Below are 23,235 nucleotides of genomic sequence, written 5' to 3' on the forward strand. Positions count from 1 at the left end.
ACTATAAATGCACGATGAAAATTCGCAGTTTGTTAGAGTGCAATCACCCCCGTGTATAGGAAGCCAGGCGCGGCGGACACAATCGACGGAGAAAAGATCGAATGGCAGGCAGCAGAACGTATTTAAGGGGCCAGACCTGGCGGCGAGCCATTCCCGCGGCTGTTCTTTTTGGATCACTCGCGGTCACCGCGCCCATGCACGCACAGGCGCCCACGCAGCTCGACGCCGGAACGCGCCAGCTCGCGCACGACATCTTCCAGCAGCTCATCGAGATCAACACCACCGACTCGGTCGGCAACGTGACCACCGCCGCAAAGGCCATGCAGCAGCGGCTTCTCGACGCGGGCTTCTCCAGCAGCGACATGTTTCTCGGTGGCCCCAACGACCGCAAGGAGAACCTCGTCCTTCGCTACCACGGCTCCGGTAAAAAGAAGCCCATCCTCTTCATCGGGCACCTCGACGTCGTCGAAGCCAAGCGCAGCGACTGGACCACCGATCCCTTCCAGTTCGTCGAGAAGGATGGCTTCTACTACGGGCGCGGCACGCAGGACATGAAGGAGAGCGACGCCATCCTCGTCACCACCCTCATCCGCCTCAAGAAGGCCGGATACGTGCCGGATCGCGACCTCATCCTCGCGCTCACCGCCGATGAAGAAGGCGGGAAATCGAATGGCGTCGACTGGCTGATCAAGAACCATCGCGACCTGATAGACGCGGAGTACGTGCTCAATCCCGACGGCGGCGGCACGGACCTCGACCACGGCAAGCCGGTCTCGGTGGACATCGACGCCACGGAGAAACTCTACGGCGACTACCAGCTCACCGTGACGAATCCAGGTGGCCACAGCTCATTGCCGCTGCCCGATAACGCGATCTACCATCTCGCCGATGCGCTCAATAATTTGCAACATTATTCGTTCCCTTTTGAGCTGAACGCCGTCACGCGTGCCTACTTTCTGAAGCTGAGCACACTCGAACAGGGGCAGAAAGCCGCCGATCTCAAGGTCATGCTGGCAACGCCGCCCGACACTGCAGCCATCGCCCGCCTCTCCACCGGCAGCGCCGAGTGGAACTCGATGATGCACACCACCTGCGTCGCGACGCGTCTCCAGGCCGGCCATGCCAACAACGCCCTGCCGCAGCTGGCGCAGGCCATCGTCAACTGCCGCATCCTGCCCGGCTACACGCTCGAAGACATCCGCCAGCAGCTCATCCACATCTTCAATGACCCGAAGGTGACCGTCCGCTATATGGACGACGCAGGCAACACTTACGATGTCGCGCCGAACCGCAAGCAACTGCCTCCCGCCGCAGTCAACTATGAGGTCCTGTCGTCGATGGAGAAGCTCTCGGCCACATTCTGGCCGGGAGCGCCGGTAATCCCGACGATGGCTACCGGGGCTTCGGATGGCGTTTACACCATGGCCGCCGGTATGCCCACCTATGCGGTCTCCGGCATCGCACTAGAGACCAACGATGTCCGCGCGCACGGTCAGGATGAACGTCTACCCGTCGAAGCCTACTATCGCGGTGTCGACTTCTACTTCCAGCTGGTCAAAATGCTCACCAGCGGTAAGTAGATCTGTCACCGTCACAGATACAGAAAGGCCGCTCCTGGCAAATAAGACCAGGACGGCCTCTTTCTATACGCCTCGCCGCAGGATCATGTGCGTGGCGTTCTCTCCTTGCACCGCTTCCGCATGGGCAAAGCCGAGCTTCGGCAGATCGAGTCCGTGAAAGAGGGGCTCTCCCTCGCCAAGCAGCATCGGCGCCAGCACAAGATGAAGTTCGTCGATCGCCCCTGCCTGCAGATAGGCACGCACCGTCGAAACGCCGCCACCGATGCGAACATCCTTCTCGCCCGCGGCGTCTTTCGCCAGCGCCAGCGCCGCATCAGGCCCATCGGTCACGAAGTGGAACGTGGTGCCGCCCTTCATCTCCAGCGGCGGACGCGCGTGGTGCGTCAGCACGAACACCGGCACATGATATGGCGGCTCCTCGCCCCACCAGCCATTCCATGCCTCTGCCCCCCACGACTCCCACGGACCGCGCACCGGTCCGAACATATTGCGGCCCAGGATCCATGCGCCTACGTTCTCGAACGATCGCTCGGCAAAGCCGTTGTCGATGCCCGTCGAGCCGCTCGCTTGCCCCTCGGCAGAGGCATGCATCTTCTGGAATGTGGCGGTCTCGAAAAACCAGCGCATCAGCTCGAGTCCGCGTACGCCGAGCGGGTTACTCAGATCCTGCCCAGGCCCTGCGCCAAATCCATCGAGTGACACTGCAAATGCTGCGACTCGGACCTTGCCCATGACGCCTCCGCGGGCGATTGTAGCCGCTGCGGAGGCGCGTGACAGGCGTTATTTGCCCGTGTAGTTCTTGAAGAGCTCCGGGAATTGCTCCTTCAGCGCCTCAATCCTCGGACGATCGCAGACCTGGATATAAGGATTGTCGGGATTATGCAGCGCGTAGTCCTGGTGATACGCCTCGGCATCGTAGAACGCCTTCAACGGAACCACCTGCGTCACGATCTTCGCCGGAAACACATGCGCCGCGTCGAGCTGCGCGATGTATGCATTCGCCAGCCGATGCTGATCCTCGTTTCCATAAAAAATCACGGAGCGATACGAGGTGCCCACGTCCGGCCCCTGCCGGTTAAGCTGCGTCGGATCGTGCGCCACCGAGAAGAAAATCCGCAGCAGCTGGCCGTAGGTAATCTTCGATGGGTCGTAGACGACCTTCACCGATTCGGCATGACCGGTCGTCTCCGACGAGACCTGGTCGTAGGTGGCCGTAGCCGCCGAACCACCCGAGTATCCCACCGTGGTGTCGAGCACGCCCTTTACCCGCTCGAAGACCGACTGCGTGCCCCAGAAGCACCCGCCTGCGAAGACCGCAGTGGCTCGTCCGCCGTGCGAAGCAAGACTTACATCACCCTGGATGGGCGGAATGGACGGATGCGTGGCCGCGCCGGCACACCCGGCGAACAGCAGAACCGCAAAGAGTGGCAGAACCCGAAACGATCTCATGGAATACCTCTGCACCATAGGACGCAGGGCAGCGCTTCCGGTTACAAAATCAGGAACCACCGAGAGCGCTCCCATTGTCTCCCTCTGTGTAATTTCCTCCAAACGGCATAATTTCGCACTAATATCGGACTGTAACGGTCTTAATCCCATTGCAACAGCCTCTATATACGACTAAACTAGTCGTATTCCCCTTGGAGGTTGTTTGTGCACGTCTTTGCTGGCCTGCTGCTGTTTCTCTCTCTCGCTGAATCCCCTGCTCCCGCTCCACAGCATGCCGTGCTGCAAGGCGTAGTTACTGACACTTCGGGTGCCGCGATCCCTAACGCGGACGTCTCGCTCGAGACCCCAAAGGGCCTCGTCATCGCCTCGACCCATAGCGATGCCGCCGGCCACTATCGTCTGGAAATCGACGGCGAACTCGAGGCCGGCTATCGCGAGCGCGTGAGCGCGCCCGGCTTTCACACGACGGTCGAGGAGAACCTCTCGCTGCCCGACGGCGCAACCCGGAATAACGATGTCCACCTGACCGTCGGCTCAACCTCGCAGACGGTGAACGTCACCGCTTCCGAAACCACGGGCAACGGCGAAATCGCCACCGTGGCTCAGGCCGGCATCCTCGGCACCATCAGTGAAAGCGATTTGCCTTTCTCAGCGTCGAGCTACACCTCGCAGGCGGTGCTCGACCAGCAGGCGCAGACCGCATCCGACATTCTTGCCAATGAAGTCGGCATCCAGGAGGGCAACGGCCGCTACTCCGAGGACCAGTACATGTCCCTGCGCGGCTTCGCGCTGAATCCAGGTGAGGCCCTGCTGAACGGCATGCCCGGACTGGTGGACAGCCGCAGCCCGAATATCGAGAACATCGAGCGGATTGAAATCTTCAAGGGACCGACCTCGTTCCTGAACGGTGCGAGCGCCTATGGCGCGCCCGGCGGCACCGTCAACTTCGTGACCAAACGCGCCGGCGACGTGCCCTACTATCGTGCCGACGGCGGCTTCTCCTCGAGCAGCGAGGCGGAGGGCCATGTCGACCTCGGCCGCCGGTTCCTGCCGCAGAACGCATTGGGTGTGCGCTTCACCATGGGTGGACGCATGGGCGATACGCCGGTCGATAACCAGGAAGAGAATGTAGCCGCCGCAGGACTCGGCGTTGATTACCGCGGGCAGAAATTCCATGGCAGCGTGGATGTGAGCGACCAGGTGCGCAGCATGCTGGCCGCGCGCGACGTCATCTATGTGGACCCCGGCTTTGCCATCCCCAAGGCTCCGAATGTGAAGACCAACATCTTCGACCACTCGAGCAGCTACGTGGGGCGTGAACAGCTGGTGCTGGCGCAGGGCGACTACGAGCTCACACCCAGCCTCGATGTCTACGGCACCTACGGCTTCGGCCATGAACTGGAAACGGCCGTGGGTCCGGGCTACGCCTGGCTTACCGATGCGCAGGGAGACGTAGGCCTGGAAGATCTGCCGTACCTCTACGACTACCACAACTACGTGGCGCGCGCGGGCGTGCGGGACAACGTGCAGACCGGCCCCATCCACAACGACATTACCCTCGCCGGCGACTACCTGCAGTTCATGTCGGGCTTTTTCTACGAGTATGACGCCGTGTATAGCAGCAACATGTATCACCCCATTGCTATCGCGCCGCTGGAGGATCCGCTCATCGGGGATATCAAGAGCGTTCCGGACACCAACCTCAACCGCAACTCGAGCGTGGCTCTGGCCGATGTGGCCACAGCGTTTCACGGCAAGCTCGTCGTCATCGGCGGCGTGCGCGGACAGTGGATCGGCACCAAGGAATACGGCACCGTGAGCCGCGGGAACAACAACAGCGCCGACTTTACCGCCTGCACCAGCCAGTGCAGCTACAACCAGGGCATCGCCAGCCCGTCGGTGGCAGCAATGTATCACCTGCCCAAGGGCTTCTCGATCTACGGCAACTACATCCAGGATCTGCAGGCAGTGACCCCAACGGCGGGTGCCACCAACCAGAACGAGGTCTTTGCCCCGGCGAAAACCAACCAGAAGGAAGCGGGCGTGAAGTATGAGCATGGCACGCTCCAGGCGACGCTGGCTCTCTACCAGATCGCTGAACCGGATGGCGTCGAGAACCCGACCACGCTGGTCTTCGCCGTCACCGGCGAGCAGCGCAACCGCGGCCTTGAGTTCACCCTCGGCGGCAACATCGCACCCGGCCTGCGGGTGAATGGCGGCGTCAGCTTCCTCGATGCCCGCCAGATCAATACCGGCGACAGCACGACCGATGGCAAGCGTGCCGAGGGCGTCCCGGCGACCGAAAGCACCGTGAACTTCGAGTGGACGGTGCCGTACATGAAGAAGGCCCTCAACCTCGATGCTCGCGTCACCGACTCGTCGAGCCAGTGGGTAGATACCGCCGAAACGCAGAGCATTCCCTCCTGGGCGCGTCTCGACGTTGGCGGCCGCTACGACCTCAAGTGGAAGTGGGACGAGACGATTCGTGTGAACATCGACAATGTGACCGGGGCAAATTACTACGAATCCGGCCTGCTCGGTCTTGCCTTCACCGGACCGCGCACCGTGCGCGTCTCCGCCGGCGTGCACTTCTAACCAGGACAGAACCAAGACAGCAGAGCCCGGCCATGAAGAGCTTCGTCAGCGATCTCATCCATCACCCGCGCAGGTTATTCCTGCGCCGGGCCCTGTTTCAGATCCATCTCTGGTTGGGCGTTCTGCTCTCGCTCTATCTCGTTCTTATCTCGCTCTCGGGTGCGCTCATGGTCTACCACGATGCGCTCACCCGGAGCACACTTCCCTCCGGCCTCGCACCCTACGACTCCGCGCACACTGCATCGGTCCCCGCGGTGATGGCCGCGGCTCAGGCGGCCTTCCCGGGCACGGTCGTCACCTACCTGAGCATGCCGACCGCACGACTGCCCGTCTTTCAGCTCAACCTCCACGACAGCGCGAAGAGCAAGGAGTTCCAGGCCATCGCTGATCCGCAGACCGGCAAGCCAACCCTGCTGCCGCGCAGCTGGGTCGATGTGATCTACGACTTCCACGTCAATCTTTTGATGGGGGACGCGCACGGCGTGCAGTGGAATGGCGTCGGAGCAGCAGGGCTGCTGGTGCTTGCCATGAGCGGCATTCTGCTCTGGTGGCGTGGTATCCGGAGCTGGTGGCGCGCGCTCGGCATCTCGCTGCGCCATAGCTGGAGGCGCGTCAACTACGATCTGCACCACGCCCTCGGTCTCTGGACCGTCCTGATCGTCTCCTGGTGGGCGCTCTCCGGCGTCTACTTCGCGTGGGATGAACCCTTCGCCAAGGCCGTCGGTGTCGTCTCACCTTTGGCAGGGATGCAGGAACCCAGCCCGCGCACGCCTCCGCATGCAGACCGCCTTGCCACGTTGCAGGAGATTCTCGACACGGCGCACAAAGCTTCGCCGCAGGGCAGGCTGAGCACGATCTCCAACCCCAGCCTCGCTCCCGATGGCAACGACGTCTACGCGTACATGTACCTGGGGTCGCCCGAAGACTTCGGGCACATGGATATCGTCCGGCTCGATGCGAAGTCCGGCGCAATCGTGAGCCTCTGGCACTATGGCCGGAACCGCAGCCTTGGCGACTGGTTTCTGTGGGCGATGCAGCCCCTGCACTTCGGCACGCTATGGGGACCATGGTTCCGCATGCTGTGGTGCGCCTTCGGCGTAGCGCTCGCCGTGCTCACCATCTCAGGACTGCTAATGTACTGGAACCGCTACCTGCGGTTTCGCTGGAGAGACCTCACCGCCGCGAGGGCGTGAGGTCTCATCGGATCCAGCCTTTACTTCGAGCTGCGCCACTTCCAGGCCACGTAGGCGAGGTAGGCCAGCTGCACGCCCCAGGTCACGATATAGGCTGCGACCAGGTGCCGGTGAAACATTGCGTCCATCTCGCTCATGCGGCCTCCAGAGCGGCCACCGCCGCCGACTCGGCATTTCTCTGCGCGCGGACTTCAGCGGCGTAGCGCAGGCTCACCAGCAGGAACCCCCACATGACCCAGCCTGCCAGGTTCCAGAAGAAGGCAGGCAGCATGCTGGCGTCGAGCCCCGTGTTCGGACCGCCAAAAAATACCGGCGACGGATGCTGCGTCCGGAACCAGCGCGTCGTCATATACACGATCGGCACGTCGGCATAGCCGAAAATCGCCAGCACCGCAGCCAGGGTCCGCATCTCCGGCCCCGTGGCGAAGCGCCGCAGCAGCAGGTAGGCGACGTAAATCAGCCACAGGATAAGGGTTGTCGTCAGCCGCGCATCCCAGGTCCACCAGATGCCCCAGGCCGCCTTGCCCCAGATCGACCCGGTCGCCATGCCGATCAGGCAATAAACCACGCCCATCTCCGCCGAAGCCAGCGCCAGCGCATCCGTCTTGAGCGCGAAGGCCCGGTTGCGATGCCGTACGGCCAGGTAGAGAATGGAGCACAACAGATTGATAGCGAAGAAGATAGCCATGCCGCACCACGTAGGTACGTGGTAGTAGAGGATGCGCGACAGATCCCCCTGATCATGGTCGGCAGGAACGACGAACAGCGCTTCCCGAAAACCATTGGCTAATACTGCCAGCGTGGCCACAGCCAACATCCAGCGAAACCACTTCATCTTTGTCCTCGCTTGATTGCTATAAAAAGTTTACCGGAACGGCTCAAAGTGCTTGCGGTCCTGCAAAAAATCTGATTATGGCCCTTTTCAACTCTTCCCTCAAAGGAGTAGAACCTCTGGCCATGGCATGGATGACTCTCATCATCGGCGGCATTATTCTCCTGGCCGGCACTCTCGGTCAGGTCGTGATCCTGCGGCGCAAAGAAGCCGGACACCCTCAGGATCGACAGGCACGGACGCTGGCAGTAACCATCGGCTCCGCGGTTGTCGGACTGTGGCTGGTTGCTTTCTCCGCAGCGCAGCTCTTACACCTCCATCACACGGGACACTGGTAAAGAAAGCGCGTAACCCCTTCATCCGGAAAGGAGAGTAGCGGCAGGAACATCCACCGGCACTCATACTCGCACCCTCTCTCGCAGTCGCCTCTGGCCTGCCGCGCGCTCTTGAGCCCGCTCGCAGCAAACAAAACGGAAACCTCCATCCCTGCCCTGGCCTGCCTCAGTCCTCTGCCTGCAGGATCGTCTCGAACAGCATCACGCTCAGCAGCGTAAAGATGATGTCGTAGCCGAAGAGAATCTTGATCCACAGCGACGGATCCGACTCCCCACTCAAAATCGAACTGATCGCCTGCACCATGGCCAGCAGCGCCGGCAGAAAGATCGGAAACAGGATCAGCGGCAGCAGCAGCTCGCGATTGCGCGCGCGGATCGACAGCGCCGCGAAAAACGTGCCATTCACCAGGATCGCCCACGTCCCCAGCGGCACCGCCAGCAGCAGCACCCACACCTGCCCCAGCGCATGCAGGTTGTAGAAAATCACGAACAACGGCGCCAGCACCGCTTCCACCACCGAGACAAACAGGAAGTTCGCCACCACCTTGCCCAGGAACAGCGACCCCGATGGAGCCGGAGCCATCCGATGCGCCTCGAGCACGTTGTGCCGCAACTCTCGCGCCCAGGTCTGGTTCAGCGCGCTGACCGCCGCAAACAGAATCGCCACGCACAACACCGGAGAAGCGATCTGCCGTGCGAAGGACCGCGTCGGATCAAAGGCCAGCGAGAAAATCACCACCACCAGCAGCGCGAAGAACAGCATGGAGTTGATCGCATCGCGCGAGCGCCACTCCAGCCGCAGGTCTTTCCGTAAATGGACGAGGAAATAGGGTTGCGTCACGTCCAGCTCTCCCCATGTCTCTGGTTCGCTGGCGGCTGATCCTTCGTAATGCCGGCGATCTCCGCGCCCAGTGCGCGTGCATTCGCTGCACGCAGATAGTCTTCCGGCGAGAGCAGCATCTGCACGCCACGCGTCCCGGCCGAAACCGAGATCACGTCGAAGAGCTCCAGCGTCTCGTCCACGTAGGCCGTGTAATCCTTGCGCGCTCCGAAGATCGTTACCCCGCCGCGCACGTAGCCGGTAAGCGGCTCCACGTCCTTGAGCGATGCCATCTCCGCCTTGCGCGCCCCCGCGGCACGGGCAAGCTTCTTGAAGTCCAGCTCTTCATTGCCCGGAACCACCGCAAACACGTACTCGCGGTCGCCAGTCGCGCACAGCAGCGTTTTGAAGACCTGCTCCGGCGGAAGGCCGATCTTCTCCGCGACCACGATGGCGGAGAACTCCTCCGGCGTCACGTGATATTCGCGCAGCTCGTACGGAATCTTCAGGGAATCGAGAAAGCGCGCCGCGTTGGTCTTCATATCTGTAGTTCTCTTTCGCGTTGATTGGCCGCGCCCCTTGCCGGACCATCCATCAATGACTCCACCCGCCCGGCCTGCAATGTCAGCAGATAATCGGCAATCGGCTCGGCCAGCTCGCGCTGATGCGTTGTCAGAATGATGGTCTTGCCTTCGGCGCGCAGCCCTGCCACCAGCGCCAGCATCTGCTGCGCGCTCGCCGCGTCCATGTTGGAAAAGGGCTCATCCAGCAACAGCAGTTCGGGACGGGACAGCAGCACGCGGGCCAGCGATGCCCGCTGCCGCATTCCCTGCGAATACTGTCCTACCGGACGCGCCAGCACAGGGTCGAGTCCCACCGCGCGCATCGCCCCTTCCGGCGTAAGACACGGCTGGCCCCGATAGAGGCTGGCGAAATACTGCAGGTTCTCGAGCGCCGTCAGCTCTTCGTAGAGCATCGGCGCGTGACTCATATAGCCGATCGACTGCCGCACCTCGACCGGCGGCTGCGACGCCGCGCCGCGCTCGATGCGGACTGCGCCGTAAGTCGGACGCAGCAGTCCGGCCACCATGCGCAACAGCGTCGACTTCCCTGCACCGTTCTCTCCCAGCAGCACGTAGCAACAGCCCGGCTCAAACCGGAGAGAGACTTTGCGCAGTGCGGCGAAGCTGCCGTAAACCTTCGAAACCTCTTTAAGCTCAACCGCGCAGGACATGCTCTACGGAGTATACCGACCGGGACACGGGATCGAATGTGACGACCGTCTCAGTTGTGACCACCCAATTCGGGCGGCACATACCGGGAGAGCCGTAGCCGTTCGTGCTCCCGCTCCAGCGATTTTCCCCGCACCTGCAGCAGGTGCCGCAGCGAGAACTCGCCACAGCTCAGGCCCGTTTTGCGGTCCACAACCGGGATCGTCTCCAGCCCCTCCGTCGCCATCACTGCCATGGCTGCGCGGGTTGTCGAGTCGGAATAGGTGAAGGTCGCCGACGCAGGGATCTCGACCGGCGCTCCCTGAAGAGGCGACATGACCTCGCGCACCAGCACCAGCTCCAGCGGGTCCACACCGTATTCGCGCGTCAGGTGCGTTCCGCGCCGGCCCAGCTTCTCCGTCAGGATGGAACGCGGCATGATCAGCGCCGTCACCAGGTAGGACGCAATGCAGGCAACCGCCAGCGGCAGCAGCGCCGGCAGACAGTGCGTCACCTCCAGGCTGAAGAGGATGGCGGTAAGAGGAACGCCGAGCGCTCCCGCCAGCATCGCCCCCATGCCGATCAGCGCCCAAAGGGCCTCCGCCTCGGTCGAAGTATGCGCAAGGTGCGCGGCCAGCGCGCCGATCGCGCCGCCGATCATGAGCAGCGGCGCGAGTACGCCGCCCGAGGTGCCGGAACCCAGCGAGACCGCCCACATCAGCGACTTCGCCAGCAGGACGCCGACAATCAGGCCGACCGCCGCATTTCCGTGGAGAAGCTCCGCGATGTTGTCGTATCCCACGCCCAGGCCGCGCGGAAAGAAGAGTCCACCGACGCCGATACCGATACCGCCGATGGCCGGCCACCACATCCAGTGCAGGTGCAGGTGCTCAAAAAGGTCTTCAATCGAATACATCAGGCGGCTCATCACCGCGGCGACAAGCCCCACGAAGGCGCCCAGAAGAACCGCGCCAATGACAAACGAAGCATGCGGGGTACCCTCGGAGGGCATATCGAAGAGGGGCCCCGAGCCAAGCCAGTGCGTACGAAGCAACGCTGCGGTCGTGCTGGCCATCGCCACGGGAACCAGGCTGCGCGGACGCCACTCGAAGAGCAGCAGCTCCACGGCGAGAAGAATCGCCGCAACCGGCGTGGCGAAGACTGCCGACATTCCGGCAGCTGCTCCCGCCACCAGCAGCGTGGTCCGCTCGTTATCGGTCACATGCATCCACTGCCCGATCAGCGAGCCCGCCGCGCCGCCCGTCATGATAATCGGCCCCTCGGCGCCGAACGGTCCGCCCGATCCGATCGCAATCGCTGCCGAAATCGGTTTGAGCAGCGCGATCTTCGGGGCAACCCTGGCGCGATGGAGCAGGATCGCCTCAATCGCCTCCGGGATGCCGTGGCCGCGAATCTTGTCGGAGCCAAAGCGCGCCATCACGCCCACAAGAAGGCCGCCAATCACCGGGACAATTACCATCCAGTGCCCGAGTGGGCTCCCGGCCGGCGATACCGGCGCGATGCTGAAGCGGTGGTAGTAAAACAGGTTGGTCGAAAAGGCGATGCAGCGCAGCAGAAAGACCGCGAGCAGCGTGGCGATCGCGCCGATGCCAATGGCGACTCCGGACAGCAGCCATACCCGCTTGTCCACCGTGAAATCCCGAAGGATGGAGGGCTCGGCCTTCACAGGCGGCCTCTTCTATCTGTGCAGTCCATGAATATTAGTCCTTTTCTTCTTACGGCTTCGCCTCGCTGATGCGCGTCAACGCCTGGATCAGGCCCGGCGCCAGTTCCCGCAACTGCTGCGCATGCGCGTCCGAGAGCGCACGAAGAGCACGCTGCCCCTGCGCAGTCAGCTCCAGCAGCACACACCGCCGGTCGGCAGGATCATGCATCCTCCGCACCAATCCCGCGGCTTCGCTACGGTTGCTGAGCTCGACCACGCTGTGGTGACGAAGTCCCATCACCTCGGCGACATAGCCGATCGTGACCGGCGTACCCTCCGGCGCACCCGCAATCTGGAGCAGGAGCTGATGCTGCTGCGGCTGAATCCCGGCAGAAAGCGCGGCCTGTTCGCTGAACTGGAGAAATCGCCGGATTTCCTGGCGAAACTTGGCCAGAAGCTGAATTTCGCTGTGCGTGTCTGTCATCGGGTTCTCAATATTTATATCGTATCACGATATGTCAAACGAGGCAGCGAAAGACAAAACAGCCCCGGGAAATCCCGGGGCTGCGTATGAAACCAGGTAAGAAAAGTATTCAGCGCGTGGCTGGCATCACCACAGATGCGGTGTTCGCAGCGGGAGCCGGGGCTGCTCCGGGCTTGGCGCCCTGCGCGGGAGCGTACTTCGACGCGCACTTCGCCTGCAGCTGGGTGGCGTGAAAGACGCCATCGCGGCCGTAGGTGCCGATGGCCAGGGCCTGCGAATCGTCCTTGAAGGTATCCGGCGGCGGCTCCTCGCCCTCATACGACACGCGAAGCTGGTTCGCATTTTCCACCAGCGTGAAATCTGCATTCGGACCGTTATGCACGATCGAGCCTGGCAGGACATTGCCCGCCACGCGCAGGTTCCGCGTGTAGGCCTTGCCGCCCATGGCATGCAGTTCCTGGATGGTGACGTAATAACTCTTGGTGGCGCTTGCGCCGCTCACGGCGAGCCACGCAACGACGCCGAGAATAATTACCACGGCGGCGCCGATCTTCATCTGCGGTTTTGTCAGGGCCATCTCTCTGCTTGCTCCACTCCTCCGACACTTCCAAGTGTACGCCCCGGGTTTCACGCGCGCTGGCGATTTATAATCGCGGGAAGCATTGCCTGAAGTCATGGTGCCGGCAGACGCGCCACACTCGAGCCGAAAAAAGCGGCCCTCCGAGCGCACCAGCCATCTTTATTAGTTACCAGTCTTCCGCAGCGCGTCCGGCAAGCGATGACCCAACGATCCTGCTCCCAGAGGTGATAATGACGACCAACGGCCATACCCAGAACGACACTCTCGAAATCCTCAAGCCTCGCGCCGAATGGATCGTGAAACGCAAGGAAGAAGCTGCGCGCACCGGCGACACCAATATGTCGCAGATGCACTTCGCCCGCCTCGGCAAGATCACCGAGGAGATGGCCTACGTTGCGAAGCGCGAGAACATCTCCGCCGAGCTCATCCGCTCGGAGATCGCCAAGGGCACCCTCATCATCCCCGCGAACATCAACCATCCCGAGCTCGAGCCCATGGGCATCGGCGTGGCCACCAAGTGCAAGGTCAACGCCAACATCGGCAACTCGGCCATCACCTCGAACATCGACGAGGAGCTGCGCAAGCTGCACACCGCCGTCCAGTTCGGCGCGGATACGGTCATGGACCTCTCCACCGGCGGCAGCATCCCCGAGATTCGCGACGCCATCCTCCGCCACTCGCCCGTGCCCATCGGCACCGTGCCGCTCTATGAGGCACTGGGCCGCGTGAAGAAGGTCGAAGACCTCAACATCGATCTCTACCTCGAAGTCATCGAGGAGCAGGCGCAGCAGGGTGTGGACTACTTCACCATCCACGCCGGCGTACTGATCCAGTACGTGCCGCTGGTGGCCAACCGCATCACCGGCATCGTCAGCCGTGGCGGCGCCATCATGGCGCAGTGGATGACCGCGCACCACAAGCAGAACTTCCTCTACGAAAACTTCGACCGCATCACCAAGATCATGGCCAAGTACGACGTCAGCTACTCGCTCGGCGACGGCCTGCGCCCTGGCTCGGTTGCGGACGCCAGCGACGAAGCGCAGTTCTCCGAGCTCAAGACCCTGGGCGAGCTGACCCGCCAGGCCTGGAAGGATGATGTGCAGGTGATGATCGAAGGCCCCGGCCACGTGCCGATGGACAAGATCAAGGAGCAGGTCGATAAGGAAGTCGAACTCTGCGACGGCGCACCGTTCTACGTGCTCGGACCGCTGGTCACCGACATCGCCCCCGGCTACGACCACATCACCTCGGCCATCGGCGCAGCCATGATCGGCTGGCACGGCGCGGCTATGCTCTGCTACGTCACGCCGAAGGAGCACCTCGGTCTGCCGAACGAGAAGGACGTGAAGGACGGCATGATCGCCTACAAGATCGCCGCCCACGCTGCCGACATCGCCCGTCATCGCCCCGGCGCGCAGGATCGCGACGACGCCATCAGCTATGCCCGCTACACCTTTGACTGGGAGAAGCAGTTCGCCCTCTCGCTCGATCCGGAGACGGCGCGCTCGATGCACGACGAGACCCTCCCCGACGACTACTACAAGGAGACCGCCTTCTGCTCCATGTGCGGACCGAAGTTCTGCTCCATGAACTGGTCTGCCAAGGTGGACGAGTTCAACAAGAGCGTCCATGGCCTCGAGAAGAAGGATCTCAGCCAGCTGGTCGTTCTGCAGGCACAGCAGCTCGCGACCAAGAGCTAGGGCTCATACGTCTCGAAAATAATCGCATGCCCGGGCTTCCTCGCCCGGGCATGTGCTTTTTCCGGCCGAAATGGGCATTTCTGCTCGAAAATCCACGGTAATCCTGCAACCCGAGCACCATGAGGCGTATCTCAATGCGGGTATAGCGCCAAGCATAAGGAGTTTCATCATGAATGCAGTCAAGTTCTGGGCAGTGTTTACTGTGGGAGTTGCCGCCGGTGCGGCGGTTGCCCTGATCTACGCCCCCCAGTCCGGGGAAAAGACTCGGCGCCAGCTCAAGCGCAGCTTCGAGGATGCGACCGATTACCTCAAGGACGCCGCCGACAACATCAGCGACCACGCCGAGAAGTATGTGAAAAAGGGCAAGGACCTGATTGACGATGCGGTGGATTCCGCCTCGAACGCCGTGACCGCGGCCAAGAAGGTCGTCCAGATCTAAAACCCGCCAATCCCCTCCCCGAAACAGAAACGCCAGATCCTCGCAGAGAATCTGGCGTTTTGCCGTTTGGAGGCAGCAGGAGTTCGCCTGCGGCTGAAAATGTCTAAATTGCTAGACCTGGCTTGCCGGAGCCTCGGCGTTCAGGTTGACCTTGGCCACGCGCGCTGCGGCCACCGACTGCGAGTGGACGCGGAAGATAGTAAAGGCCAGCCAGCAGACCCCATACGCTGCCAGAACCCCCAGCGCCAACGACGCGGCACTGGCGCACACAAGCATTAGGGTATTCATTGCATCCTGCATCATGACTTCCGACTCTGCCTTCCGTTCTGCTGATCCAAATTTTCCGGCCCGCCTTCAGGCAGAACCACGGGAACAGGCTTCGCGCTTTGCTTCAGCTTTGCGAGCCATACCCTTACGATGACAATTGTGGCAGAGGAAGCGTGCCGGGTCGTGAGAAATTGACCCAACTTTCTGTTGCCGAATAAGATACCGGAAGGGGATCTGAGGCCATCTTCAAGCTTCCTATGAAGTTTTGCAATGTCTTGAGCTGCCCTCCGCCGCTCGTCGACGAAATTTCATAATGCCGGACCCCGACCTATCCATGTCCATTACACACATCACGGTGCGCGGAGCGCGGCAGCATAACCTTCGCGACATCAGCGTACAGATTCCCCGCAACACGCTTACCGTCGTCACCGGTCTCTCCGGCTCCGGCAAGTCCTCGCTCGCGTTCGACACCATCTACGCCGAAGGCCAGCGCCGCTACGTGGAAACGCTGTCGGCTTATGCGCGCCAGTTTCTCGATCAGATCGAGCGGCCCGACGTCGATTCCATCGAAGGCCTGAGCCCGGCGATTTCGATCGAGCAGAAGACCACCAGCCGCAGCCCGCGATCCACCGTCGGCACCATCACCGAGATTTACGACTACCTGCGCCTGCTCTACGCATCGGTCGGCTCGCCGCACTGCCCGAACTGCGGCCAGGAGATCTCGCGTCAGTCCGCTGAGCAGATCGTCGAGCGCATCCTCGCGCTGGGCCAGGGCGAGCGCGTCACCATCTACGCGCCCATCGTGCGCGGCCGCAAGGGCGAGTTCAAAGACCTCCTCGACAAGATCGAACAGCAGGGATTTAAGGCTCGCATCGATGGAGAACTGCGCGATCTCTCCGAGCCCATTCAGCTTGAGAAGCGCAAGAACCACACCATCGAAGCCGCCGTCTACCGCACGATTTTGAAGCCTGGTATCGAGAAGTCCCTCGAAGCCTCGGTGGCGAAGGCCTTGCAGATGGCCAACGGCCTCGTGCTCGTGGCCACGCAGCATAGCGAGCAGCTCTACTCCTCGTCGATGGCCTGCCCCGACTGCGGCCTCGACATCCCCAAGCTCGAGCCGCGCAGCTTCTCCTTCAACTCCACCTATGGCGCATGCCCGGAGTGCCACGGCCTCGGCAACATCTACGACTTCGATCCCGCGAAGATCATCAACGACTGGTCGAAGCCGCTGCTCGACGGCGCACTCGGCCCCGGCTCGTCCTCGCAATACCTGCTGAAGCTCATCAAGCTCGCCGCGGACCGCTACAAGATCGACCTCAAGAAGCCTTTCGAGGAGCTGCCGCAGAAACAGCAGGACCTGCTGCTCTACGGGCCGCCAAAGTCGGAAGCCCCGCGCACCGGCTTCCACGGCATCCTCTCCTACCTGCGCGACTCGCTCGAGGAGTCGAAGTCCGACGCCTACCGCGAGTGGATGATGCAGTACATGTCAGCCTCGGTCTGCCCGGCCTGTAAGGGCCGCAGGCTGCGTCCGGAGTCGCTGGCCGTCAAGGTCAGCGGCCTTTCCATCGCTGACTTCACCGCCCTGCCGCTCAATCGCGCACTCGATGCCGCACGCGCCATCTCCTTTACCTCACGCGATGCCCTGATTGCGGAACGCCTGCGCCGTGAAGTCGTCGAACGCCTCGAATTCCTCACTGCCGTCGGCCTCAGCTATCTCGCGCTCGACCGCAACGCCGCCACACTCTCCGGCGGCGAAGGCCAGCGCATCCGTCTCGCCACGCAGATCGGCTCACGACTCCGCGGCGTGCTCTATGTGCTCGACGAGCCTTCGATCGGCCTGCATCAACGCGACAACCAGAAACTCATCGTAGCCCTCGAGTCGTTACGCGATCTCGGCAATACCGTCCTCGTCGTCGAGCATGACGAAGACACCATCCGCCGCGCCGACTATGTGCTCGACCTCGGCCCCGGCGCGGGCAAGCTCGGCGGCCATGTCGTCGCCGAGGGCACGCCGGCCGAAATCATGAACACGCCGGCCTCGCTTACCGGACGCTATCTCTCCGGCGAGACGACCATCCTCCATCGCGAAACGCCGCGTCCGCTTGTCGAGAAGTGGATCACCGTCGAAGGCGCGCGCAGCCACAACCTGCGCGACGTCACCGCGAAGTTCCCGCTCGGCGTCATGACCGTGATCACCGGCGTCTCCGGCTCCGGCAAGAGCACACTGGTCAACGACATCCTCTACCGCGCGCTGGCCAAGCAGCTCTACGGCTCGCGTGAGGAGCCCGGCGAACACAAGAAGGTCACCGGCTTTGAGAACATCGACAAGGCCATCCGCATCGACCAGTCGCCCATCGGACGCACCCCGCGCTCGAACCCCGCGACCTACACCGGCGTCTTCACCGCCATCCGCGACCTCTTCGCCATGCTGCCTGAGTCACGCGAGCGCGGCTACAAGGCAGGACGCTTCTCCTTCAACGTCGCCGGCGGCCGCTGCGAAGCCTGCCAGGGCGACGGACAGCGCCGTATCGAGATGAACTTCCTGCCCGATGTTTACGTGCAGTGCGAAGTCTGTAACGGTCGCCGTTACAATCAGGAAACCCTGGCCGTGAAGTTCAACGGCTACTCCATCGCGGACATCCTCGACCTCACCATCGAGGACGCGCTGCCCGTGCTCGCCGACATCCCGCAGGTCAAGGTCAAGCTGCAGACGCTGGTCGACGTCGGTCTCGGCTACATCCATCTCGGCCAGGCAGCAACCACGCTCTCGGGCGGCGAAGCACAGCGCATGAAGCTGGCCCGCGAGCTTTCCAAGCGGCAGACAGGCCGCACACTTTATCTGCTCGACGAGCCCACCACCGGCCTGCACTTCGATGACGTGCGCAAGCTCCTCGAGGTACTCCATCGCCTCACCGACCTCGGCAACACCATCATCATCATCGAGCACAATCTCGACGTGATCCGCAACGCGGACTGGATCGTCGATCTAGGACCCGAAGGCGGCGAAGGCGGCGGTACGATCGTCGCGGAAGGTACCCCCGAGCAGGTGGCACAGGCAGCAGGCTCGCACACCGGCGAGTTCCTCCGCCGCTACTACCAGGCCACCGGGACCGTTCTAAACGGAACAGAGCCGCTTCCCAAAGCAGCACCGAAGCGTAAACGCAGCACGAAGAAAGACTGGGTGCAATGACGCCGCCGCTCGAGGACGATCCGCAAGCGCACACAACGTGGGAACCAGGAAGCTGGGAGCCGGTCCAAAGCAGCTTCCCTGCTTCTTCGGTGCCCGACCCTCCGCTTGCGCCGGAATTCGTCCCCGAGCCGCCTGCATTCCTCACGGAGACGCACCGTCCGCGTCTCATCCCGCACCTCGGGCACACCGTGCTGTTCTTTGTCCTCGCCTTCATTGCGCTGCTCATCGGGCAAGGGCTCGGCCTCTTCCTGATCAAACAGTTCCACATCTTCGGTCATAAGACGTTGAATGAACTGGCTGCTGCCACGCAGGACGATCCCCGCATCAGCCTGCCGGTACAAGGCCTTTCCTATGCGCTCATCGCGCTCGTCGTCATCCCGGTCTTTTCCGTGCTCTGGCATGAGCCCTTCGGCGCGGGTATTCACTGGAACGCCTCGGTCGCTCGCCGCCGCTTTCTGTTTCTCGCGCTCGGCGGCCTGGCCTGCGGCTTCAGCATCGCCATCTTTGGCAACTTCCTCCCCATGCCGAAAGACCCGCCCATCATGCAGGACATGATGCACTCGCCGCTCGGTGCGTGGATGATGCTGATCTTCGGCGTCACCATCGCGCCGCTGCTCGAAGAGCTGGCCTTCCGCGGCTTCCTGCTTCCCGGATTGGTGAATGGTGTTCGCTGGCTCGAGCGCGAAGAACTCATCAGCACAACCGCGGCCCGTTTCATCGGCGTACCCGCCGCCGTGTTCGTCACCAGCCTTGGTTTTGCCTTCATGCACTCCGGGCAGGTCTCGCACGCCTGGGGACCGCTGGTTCTTATCGGCGGCGTCAGCATCGTGCTGTGCATCGTGCGCCTTACACTCGACTCACTCGCGGCTTCGGTCATCGTGCATGCGGCCTACAACTTCACGCTCTTCGCCGGCATGATTGCCGCCACCGGCGGCTTCCGCCACCTCGAAAAGCTGACGACGTAGAAGAGTTCTTCTGACAAGCGCGCTCTTTGTCGCTTCGTCTCTCGTCAGGAAACCCCGTCATCTCGACCGGAGCGAGACCTCCGTCGTCTCGCGGAGTGGAGAGGCCAGCGACCGGAACGATAGAGGTGCAGAACGATTGCCCTATCCCCGCCATTCGCGGCATACAATATTTCCTGATGACTACGAGCAACCGCGACGCCCTTCTGCACCTGCTTTCCCGCATTTCCTTCAAGCTGGGTGACTTCACCCTGTCCTCCGGCGCGAAGAGCGATTACTACATCGACTGCCGCATCACCACGCTGCATGCCGAAGGCGCTCGCCTCACCGGCCTCGCTCTGCTGGATCTCTTTCATCAGCACAAGCTGAAGCCCGCGGCCGTAGGCGGCCTCACCATGGGCGCTGACCCGGTCGTCTCTGCTGTCTCCACTGCCAGCGCGTGGCGCGCGGCCGAGCACCCGAACGGGCATCATGCCCTCGTGCATGGCTTTCTCGTCCGCAAGGCCGAGAAGGCGCACGGTACCGGCCGCCGCATCGAAGGCTTCTTCGAAGCAGGCGCGCCTGTCGTGATCGTCGATGACGTCTGCACCACCGGCGCATCCACGATCAATGCCATCGAAGCGGCGAAGCAGGCAGGCATGAAGGTGATCGGCGCGCTCTGTCTCGTCGAGCGCGAAGCCAAAGGCCGCGCCGCCGTGGAAGCCGCCTGCGAAGGTGCACCCTTCCTCAGCCTCTACACCGCGGACGATGTCCGCGCCGCGCACGTCGCCCAGCTGGCGATGTAGGCAGTTCGAAGCCGTCAGGTTTCAGCCAAAAAGAAAGCGGGGCGCCAAATGGCGCCCCGCTTTCTTTTCTCTCTCAACATGCTTCACAAGGCCCTACTGATTGCTGCTCCCTGCAGGCATCCTCAGGCTGCTTGTCTGTGCGGGAGCCGCAGGCTCCTGCCCCGTCATGTTCGAGAGAAGCTGAATGTCTACGCGACGATTCTTGGCTCGTCCCGCGGCTGTGGAGTTGGAGGCGACCTCCTTGTCCTTGCCGATACCAATGAGATAGAACTTGTGCGCCGGAACGTTGTATTTCGACGCTAAATATTGCACAACAGCCTGCGCACGGCGCTGGCTCAGGTCATAGTTGTAAGCGTCCGAACCCGTCGAGTCCGTTCCGCCCGTGACTTCGAGAATGTAGCTCTTCGTGCCCTGCAGCTGTCCGGCAAACTGGTCGAGCTGCTGCTTGTCCGCGCGCGTCAGCTCCGCCTTGTCGAAACCGAAGTTCACGGAGGCGATGGCTACCTGCTGGTACTTATCGAGATTCGCCACCACGCTGGCCAGCGAGTCCGCACGATTCACAGCTTCCTGGGCAGACTGCTGCGCCTGTCCCGCAGCCGTGTTCGCCGTCTGAGCCTGCTGGTTCGCCTGGTTCGCGGAGTTCTGTGCATTGGAGATACCGGCCTGCGCACGCTGGTCTACGTCCTGAATATTACGGTTGTTGCGCGCGGTCGCGTCATCCAGCTCATTCGTCTGTTGAACAATCGGAGTCGTCTGGCTGCGTACATAGTTCTTTGTGGTGCAGCCGGTCACCGTGAAGAGAGAAAGTGCTCCCAATGCAGTTACGCTGAAAAGACCTGGGATGTACTTGCCACGAGTCATCTGTCTCACTCCGTTCTCCGCGGCTCTTTGCTGCCGCGCGAGTTCTTATGCCGTCCTTGCCTTTGTGGCTAACTCCTGATGCCTCATGCATCAACGGCCACAGGCTGTCCGTCGTTGTAGTCAGATGCAAGGCGGGGGCCAAAATGGCGCTTATCGCTGTAACGCTTTTGTAATGTTCACGATAACGGAAACTCCTTCCAAAACACCCATAATTGCTTTGGGATTAAGCCTGTATTTTTTACCTGGTTTGAGCCCCGAACAGTGCCAAACCGGGAAGGTCTACACTGGAAGAGAAGGCGAATGGATCTCGAGCAGAAAATACGAACCCTCCCCGCGAAGCCCGGCGTGTATCTCTACAAAAACGCTGAGGATGAGGTCATCTACGTTGGCAAGGCCAAGAACCTCCGCTCACGGGTGCGCTCCTACCTGCTCGAAGCCTCGCAGGCCAACGCCAAAACTGGCTCGCTCATGCGCGAGGCCGTCGATGTCGACTACATCCTCGTCGATAACGAACGCGAAGCTCTGGCCCTTGAAAACAACCTCATCAAGCAGCGCAAGCCGCGCTTCAATATCCTGCTGCGCGATGACAAGACCTATCCGTACGTAAAGCTCACGCTCGCCGACCGCTACCCCAAGGTCTTCGTCACCCGCCGTCTGCGCAAGGATGGCGGCGCCTATTACGGCCCGTACTTTCCCGGCAACCTCGCCTACCGCATCGCCGAGCTCATTCACCGAAGCTTCCTGCTGCCCAGCTGCAAACTCGATCTGCGCCGTTACTACCCGCGTCCCTGCCTGCAGTACTACATCAAGCGCTGCCTCGGCCCCTGCGTCGAGGGCCTGACGACACCGGAGGCCTATCGTGAGTCCGTCCGCGACGCGCAGATGTTCCTCGAAGGCCGCGCCGACGATCTCGAAAAATCTCTTCAGCAGCGCATGGAAGAAGCCGCGATGGCCGAGCAGTTCGAACTGGCGGCGAAATACCGCGACCTGCTCATTACCATCAGCCAGCTCCACGAGAAGCAGCGCATCGCCACCGCGGAGAACGACGACGCCGATGTCTTCGGCTATCACTACGAGAACGGCATGCTCGCCGTGAACCTCTTCCACATGCGCGGCGGCAAGATCGTCGATCGCCGCGAGTTCTTCTGGGAGGATCTGCAGGAGCTGGAGCTTTTCGAAGCTGCCGTGGGCGAAGACGCCGCTGTGGGGGAAGACGAGGAACAGCCAGAGGCGCCGGCTGCCACCGCACCAACCGGCTTTCATGCCGGCGCCGTCTTTTCGGCGCTGCTCAAGCAGCTCTACATCGATCAGAACTACGTGCCGCGCACCGTCTATCTGCCGGTGGAATTCACCGATCGCCCCACGCTCGCGGCCCTGCTCACAGAGCACTCCGGCCATCGCGTCGATATTGCCGTGCCGGTGCGCGGAGAACGCCGCTCGCTCGTCGACCTCGCCGGGCAAAATGCCAAGCAGAGCTACGACCAGCGCTTCCGCGTCATGCAGCCAAGCGAGAAGGCCATCCAGGAATCGCTGCAGGACATCCTCATGCTGCCCGAACTGCCGCGCCGCATCGAGTGCTTCGACATCTCGCACATCCAGGGAGCGGAGACCGTCGCTTCCATGGTGGTGTGGGAGAACGGCGCCATGAAGAAGTCCGACTACCGCAAGTTCAAGATCAAGACCGTCGAAGGCGTCGACGATTTCGCCTCCATGCGCGAAGTGGTCACGCGCCGCTACAGCCGCGTGCAGGAGGAAGGCCAGCAGATGCCCAGCCTCATCCTCATCGACGGCGGCCTCGGCCAGTTGCACTCCGCCGCACAGGCGCTCGAAGAACTCGGCCTGACCACGCAGCCGCTCGCGTCGATCGCAAAACGCGAAGAGCTGATCTACCTCTACGGGCAGGAGGACGACCCCATCGTCCTCGAACGCCGCTCCCCCGTTCTGCACCTCATCCAGCGTGTCCGCGACGAGTCGCATCGCTTCGCCATCAACTACCATCGCAAGCGCCGCGAGATGCGCGACCGCGATTCCGAACTGCTCGGTATCCCCGGCGTAGGAGCACGCACGCGCACCCGCCTCATCGAGCACTTCGGCAGCCTGCGCAGCGTGCAGCAGGCCGACCTCGCCGCCCTTACCGCCGTCGTACCGCAGAAGACCGCCGAAGCTATCTACGCGCACTTCCACACCACGGAACTGGAAGCCACGCTGCCGATACTTGGCCAATAGCGCCCATAAAAGCCGTAAATAGACGCAGTCCTGGGAACCAGCCTCCCGCATTTCTGCGTA

The 23,235-nt window shown here is 62.2% G+C and carries 21 protein-coding genes; 10 read left to right on the forward strand and 11 right to left on the reverse strand.

Going from position 1 to position 23,235, the window contains the following annotated elements; all coding sequences use genetic code 11:
• Positions 1-101 precede the first annotated feature (101 nt).
• Positions 102-1,580 (forward strand): M20/M25/M40 family metallo-hydrolase, encoded by a 1,479-nt coding sequence (locus QM649_RS04210; RefSeq protein WP_415197765.1) that lies wholly within the window; start codon positions 102-104, stop codon positions 1,578-1,580.
• A gap of 63 nt (positions 1,581-1,643) precedes the next feature.
• Here the strand turns inward: QM649_RS04210 and QM649_RS04215 are convergent, their stop codons facing one another.
• Both QM649_RS04215 and msrA read right to left on the reverse strand, forming a co-directional pair.
• Positions 1,644-2,312: a dihydrofolate reductase family protein gene (locus QM649_RS04215; RefSeq protein WP_415197766.1), complete on the reverse strand. Its 669-nt coding sequence runs from the start codon at positions 2,310-2,312 to the stop codon at positions 1,644-1,646.
• A 48-nt stretch (positions 2,313-2,360) separates the two neighbouring features.
• Positions 2,361-3,029, reverse strand: a complete 669-nt coding sequence (gene msrA, locus QM649_RS04220) for a peptide-methionine (S)-S-oxide reductase MsrA (protein ID WP_415197767.1) — start codon at positions 3,027-3,029, stop codon at positions 2,361-2,363.
• A gap of 204 nt (positions 3,030-3,233) precedes the next feature.
• On the opposite strand from msrA, the gene QM649_RS04225 reads away from it, so the two are divergent.
• Together QM649_RS04225 and QM649_RS04230 are read left to right on the forward strand one after the other, a co-directional pair.
• A complete protein-coding gene (locus QM649_RS04225; protein ID WP_415197768.1) occupies positions 3,234-5,624 on the forward strand; it encodes a TonB-dependent siderophore receptor in 2,391 nt (796 codons plus the stop codon).
• A 32-nt stretch (positions 5,625-5,656) separates the two neighbouring features.
• Positions 5,657-6,817, forward strand: coding sequence for a PepSY-associated TM helix domain-containing protein (locus QM649_RS04230; protein WP_415197769.1), 1,161 nt, complete (start codon positions 5,657-5,659; stop codon positions 6,815-6,817).
• Positions 6,818-6,950: 133 nt separating this feature from the next.
• Here the strand turns inward: QM649_RS04230 and QM649_RS04235 are convergent, their stop codons facing one another.
• Positions 6,951-7,652, reverse strand: a complete 702-nt coding sequence (locus QM649_RS04235; RefSeq protein ID WP_415197770.1) for a cytochrome c biogenesis protein — start codon at positions 7,650-7,652, stop codon at positions 6,951-6,953.
• Positions 7,653-7,774: 122 nt separating this feature from the next.
• Here QM649_RS04235 and QM649_RS04240 point away from each other — a divergent pair, with 122 nt between their 5' ends.
• The gene (locus QM649_RS04240; protein WP_415197771.1) at positions 7,775-7,987 is read left to right on the forward strand and encodes a hypothetical protein; all 213 of its coding nucleotides are present in this window, start codon (positions 7,775-7,777) and stop codon (positions 7,985-7,987) included.
• A 163-nt stretch (positions 7,988-8,150) separates the two neighbouring features.
• Here the strand turns inward: QM649_RS04240 and QM649_RS04245 are convergent, their stop codons facing one another.
• The 6 genes from QM649_RS04245 to QM649_RS04270 form a co-directional block, all read right to left on the reverse strand.
• The gene (locus QM649_RS04245; RefSeq protein WP_415197772.1) at positions 8,151-8,825 is read right to left on the reverse strand and encodes a heme exporter protein CcmB; all 675 of its coding nucleotides are present in this window, start codon (positions 8,823-8,825) and stop codon (positions 8,151-8,153) included.
• A complete protein-coding gene (ybaK, locus tag QM649_RS04250; protein WP_415197773.1) occupies positions 8,822-9,346 on the reverse strand; it encodes a Cys-tRNA(Pro) deacylase in 525 nt (174 codons plus the stop codon). Before ybaK ends, QM649_RS04245 begins: the two co-directional genes overlap by 4 nt.
• Positions 9,343-10,038, reverse strand: coding sequence for a heme ABC exporter ATP-binding protein CcmA (ccmA, locus tag QM649_RS04255; RefSeq protein WP_415197774.1), 696 nt, complete (start codon positions 10,036-10,038; stop codon positions 9,343-9,345). Before ccmA ends, ybaK begins: the two co-directional genes overlap by 4 nt.
• Before the next feature lie 50 nt (positions 10,039-10,088).
• A complete protein-coding gene (locus tag QM649_RS04260; protein WP_415197775.1) occupies positions 10,089-11,702 on the reverse strand; it encodes a chloride channel protein in 1,614 nt (537 codons plus the stop codon).
• Positions 11,703-11,751: 49 nt separating this feature from the next.
• Positions 11,752-12,165 carry a MarR family winged helix-turn-helix transcriptional regulator gene (locus QM649_RS04265; protein WP_415197776.1) on the reverse strand — a complete coding sequence of 138 codons (414 nt, stop codon included), beginning with the start codon at positions 12,163-12,165 and terminating at the stop codon, positions 11,752-11,754.
• Positions 12,166-12,274: 109 nt separating this feature from the next.
• Complete coding sequence (locus tag QM649_RS04270) at positions 12,275-12,742, reverse strand: cytochrome c maturation protein CcmE (protein WP_415197777.1); 468 nt, start codon at positions 12,740-12,742, stop codon at positions 12,275-12,277.
• Positions 12,743-12,975: 233 nt separating this feature from the next.
• Between QM649_RS04270 and thiC the strand changes: the two genes are divergently transcribed.
• Together thiC and QM649_RS04280 are read left to right on the forward strand one after the other, a co-directional pair.
• Positions 12,976-14,445 carry a phosphomethylpyrimidine synthase ThiC gene (gene thiC / locus QM649_RS04275; RefSeq protein WP_415197778.1) on the forward strand — a complete coding sequence of 490 codons (1,470 nt, stop codon included), beginning with the start codon at positions 12,976-12,978 and terminating at the stop codon, positions 14,443-14,445.
• 169 nt (positions 14,446-14,614) lie between these two features.
• Complete coding sequence (locus QM649_RS04280) at positions 14,615-14,884, forward strand: YtxH domain-containing protein (RefSeq protein WP_415197779.1); 270 nt, start codon at positions 14,615-14,617, stop codon at positions 14,882-14,884.
• 111 nt (positions 14,885-14,995) lie between these two features.
• Here QM649_RS04280 and QM649_RS04285 read toward each other — a convergent pair whose 3' ends face one another.
• Positions 14,996-15,172: a hypothetical protein gene (locus tag QM649_RS04285; protein ID WP_415197780.1), complete on the reverse strand. Its 177-nt coding sequence runs from the start codon at positions 15,170-15,172 to the stop codon at positions 14,996-14,998.
• Positions 15,173-15,485: 313 nt separating this feature from the next.
• Between QM649_RS04285 and uvrA the strand changes: the two genes are divergently transcribed.
• The 3 genes from uvrA to pyrE all read left to right on the forward strand — a co-directional run bounded on the left by uvrA (position 15,486) and on the right by pyrE (position 20,088).
• A complete protein-coding gene (gene uvrA / locus QM649_RS04290) occupies positions 15,486-18,341 on the forward strand; it encodes an excinuclease ABC subunit UvrA (RefSeq protein WP_415197781.1) in 2,856 nt (951 codons plus the stop codon).
• Positions 18,338-19,306 (forward strand): lysostaphin resistance A-like protein, encoded by a 969-nt coding sequence (locus tag QM649_RS04295; protein ID WP_415197782.1) that lies wholly within the window; start codon positions 18,338-18,340, stop codon positions 19,304-19,306. Before uvrA ends, QM649_RS04295 begins: the two co-directional genes overlap by 4 nt.
• A gap of 176 nt (positions 19,307-19,482) precedes the next feature.
• On the forward strand, positions 19,483-20,088 hold the full coding sequence (pyrE, locus tag QM649_RS04300) for an orotate phosphoribosyltransferase (protein WP_415197783.1): 606 nt from the start codon (positions 19,483-19,485) through the stop codon (positions 20,086-20,088).
• 93 nt (positions 20,089-20,181) lie between these two features.
• Here pyrE and QM649_RS04305 read toward each other — a convergent pair whose 3' ends face one another.
• Entirely contained in the window at positions 20,182-20,949 is a 768-nt protein-coding gene (locus QM649_RS04305; RefSeq protein ID WP_415197784.1) for an OmpA family protein, read from the reverse strand.
• Between the two features lie 300 nt (positions 20,950-21,249).
• On the opposite strand from QM649_RS04305, the gene uvrC reads away from it, so the two are divergent.
• Positions 21,250-23,175 (forward strand): excinuclease ABC subunit UvrC, encoded by a 1,926-nt coding sequence (uvrC, locus tag QM649_RS04310; protein ID WP_415197785.1) that lies wholly within the window; start codon positions 21,250-21,252, stop codon positions 23,173-23,175.
• Positions 23,176-23,235 lie beyond the last annotated feature (60 nt).

This window comes from Silvibacterium sp. (assembly GCF_047605705.1).
Classification (GTDB): domain Bacteria; phylum Acidobacteriota; class Terriglobia; order Terriglobales; family Acidobacteriaceae; genus Silvibacterium.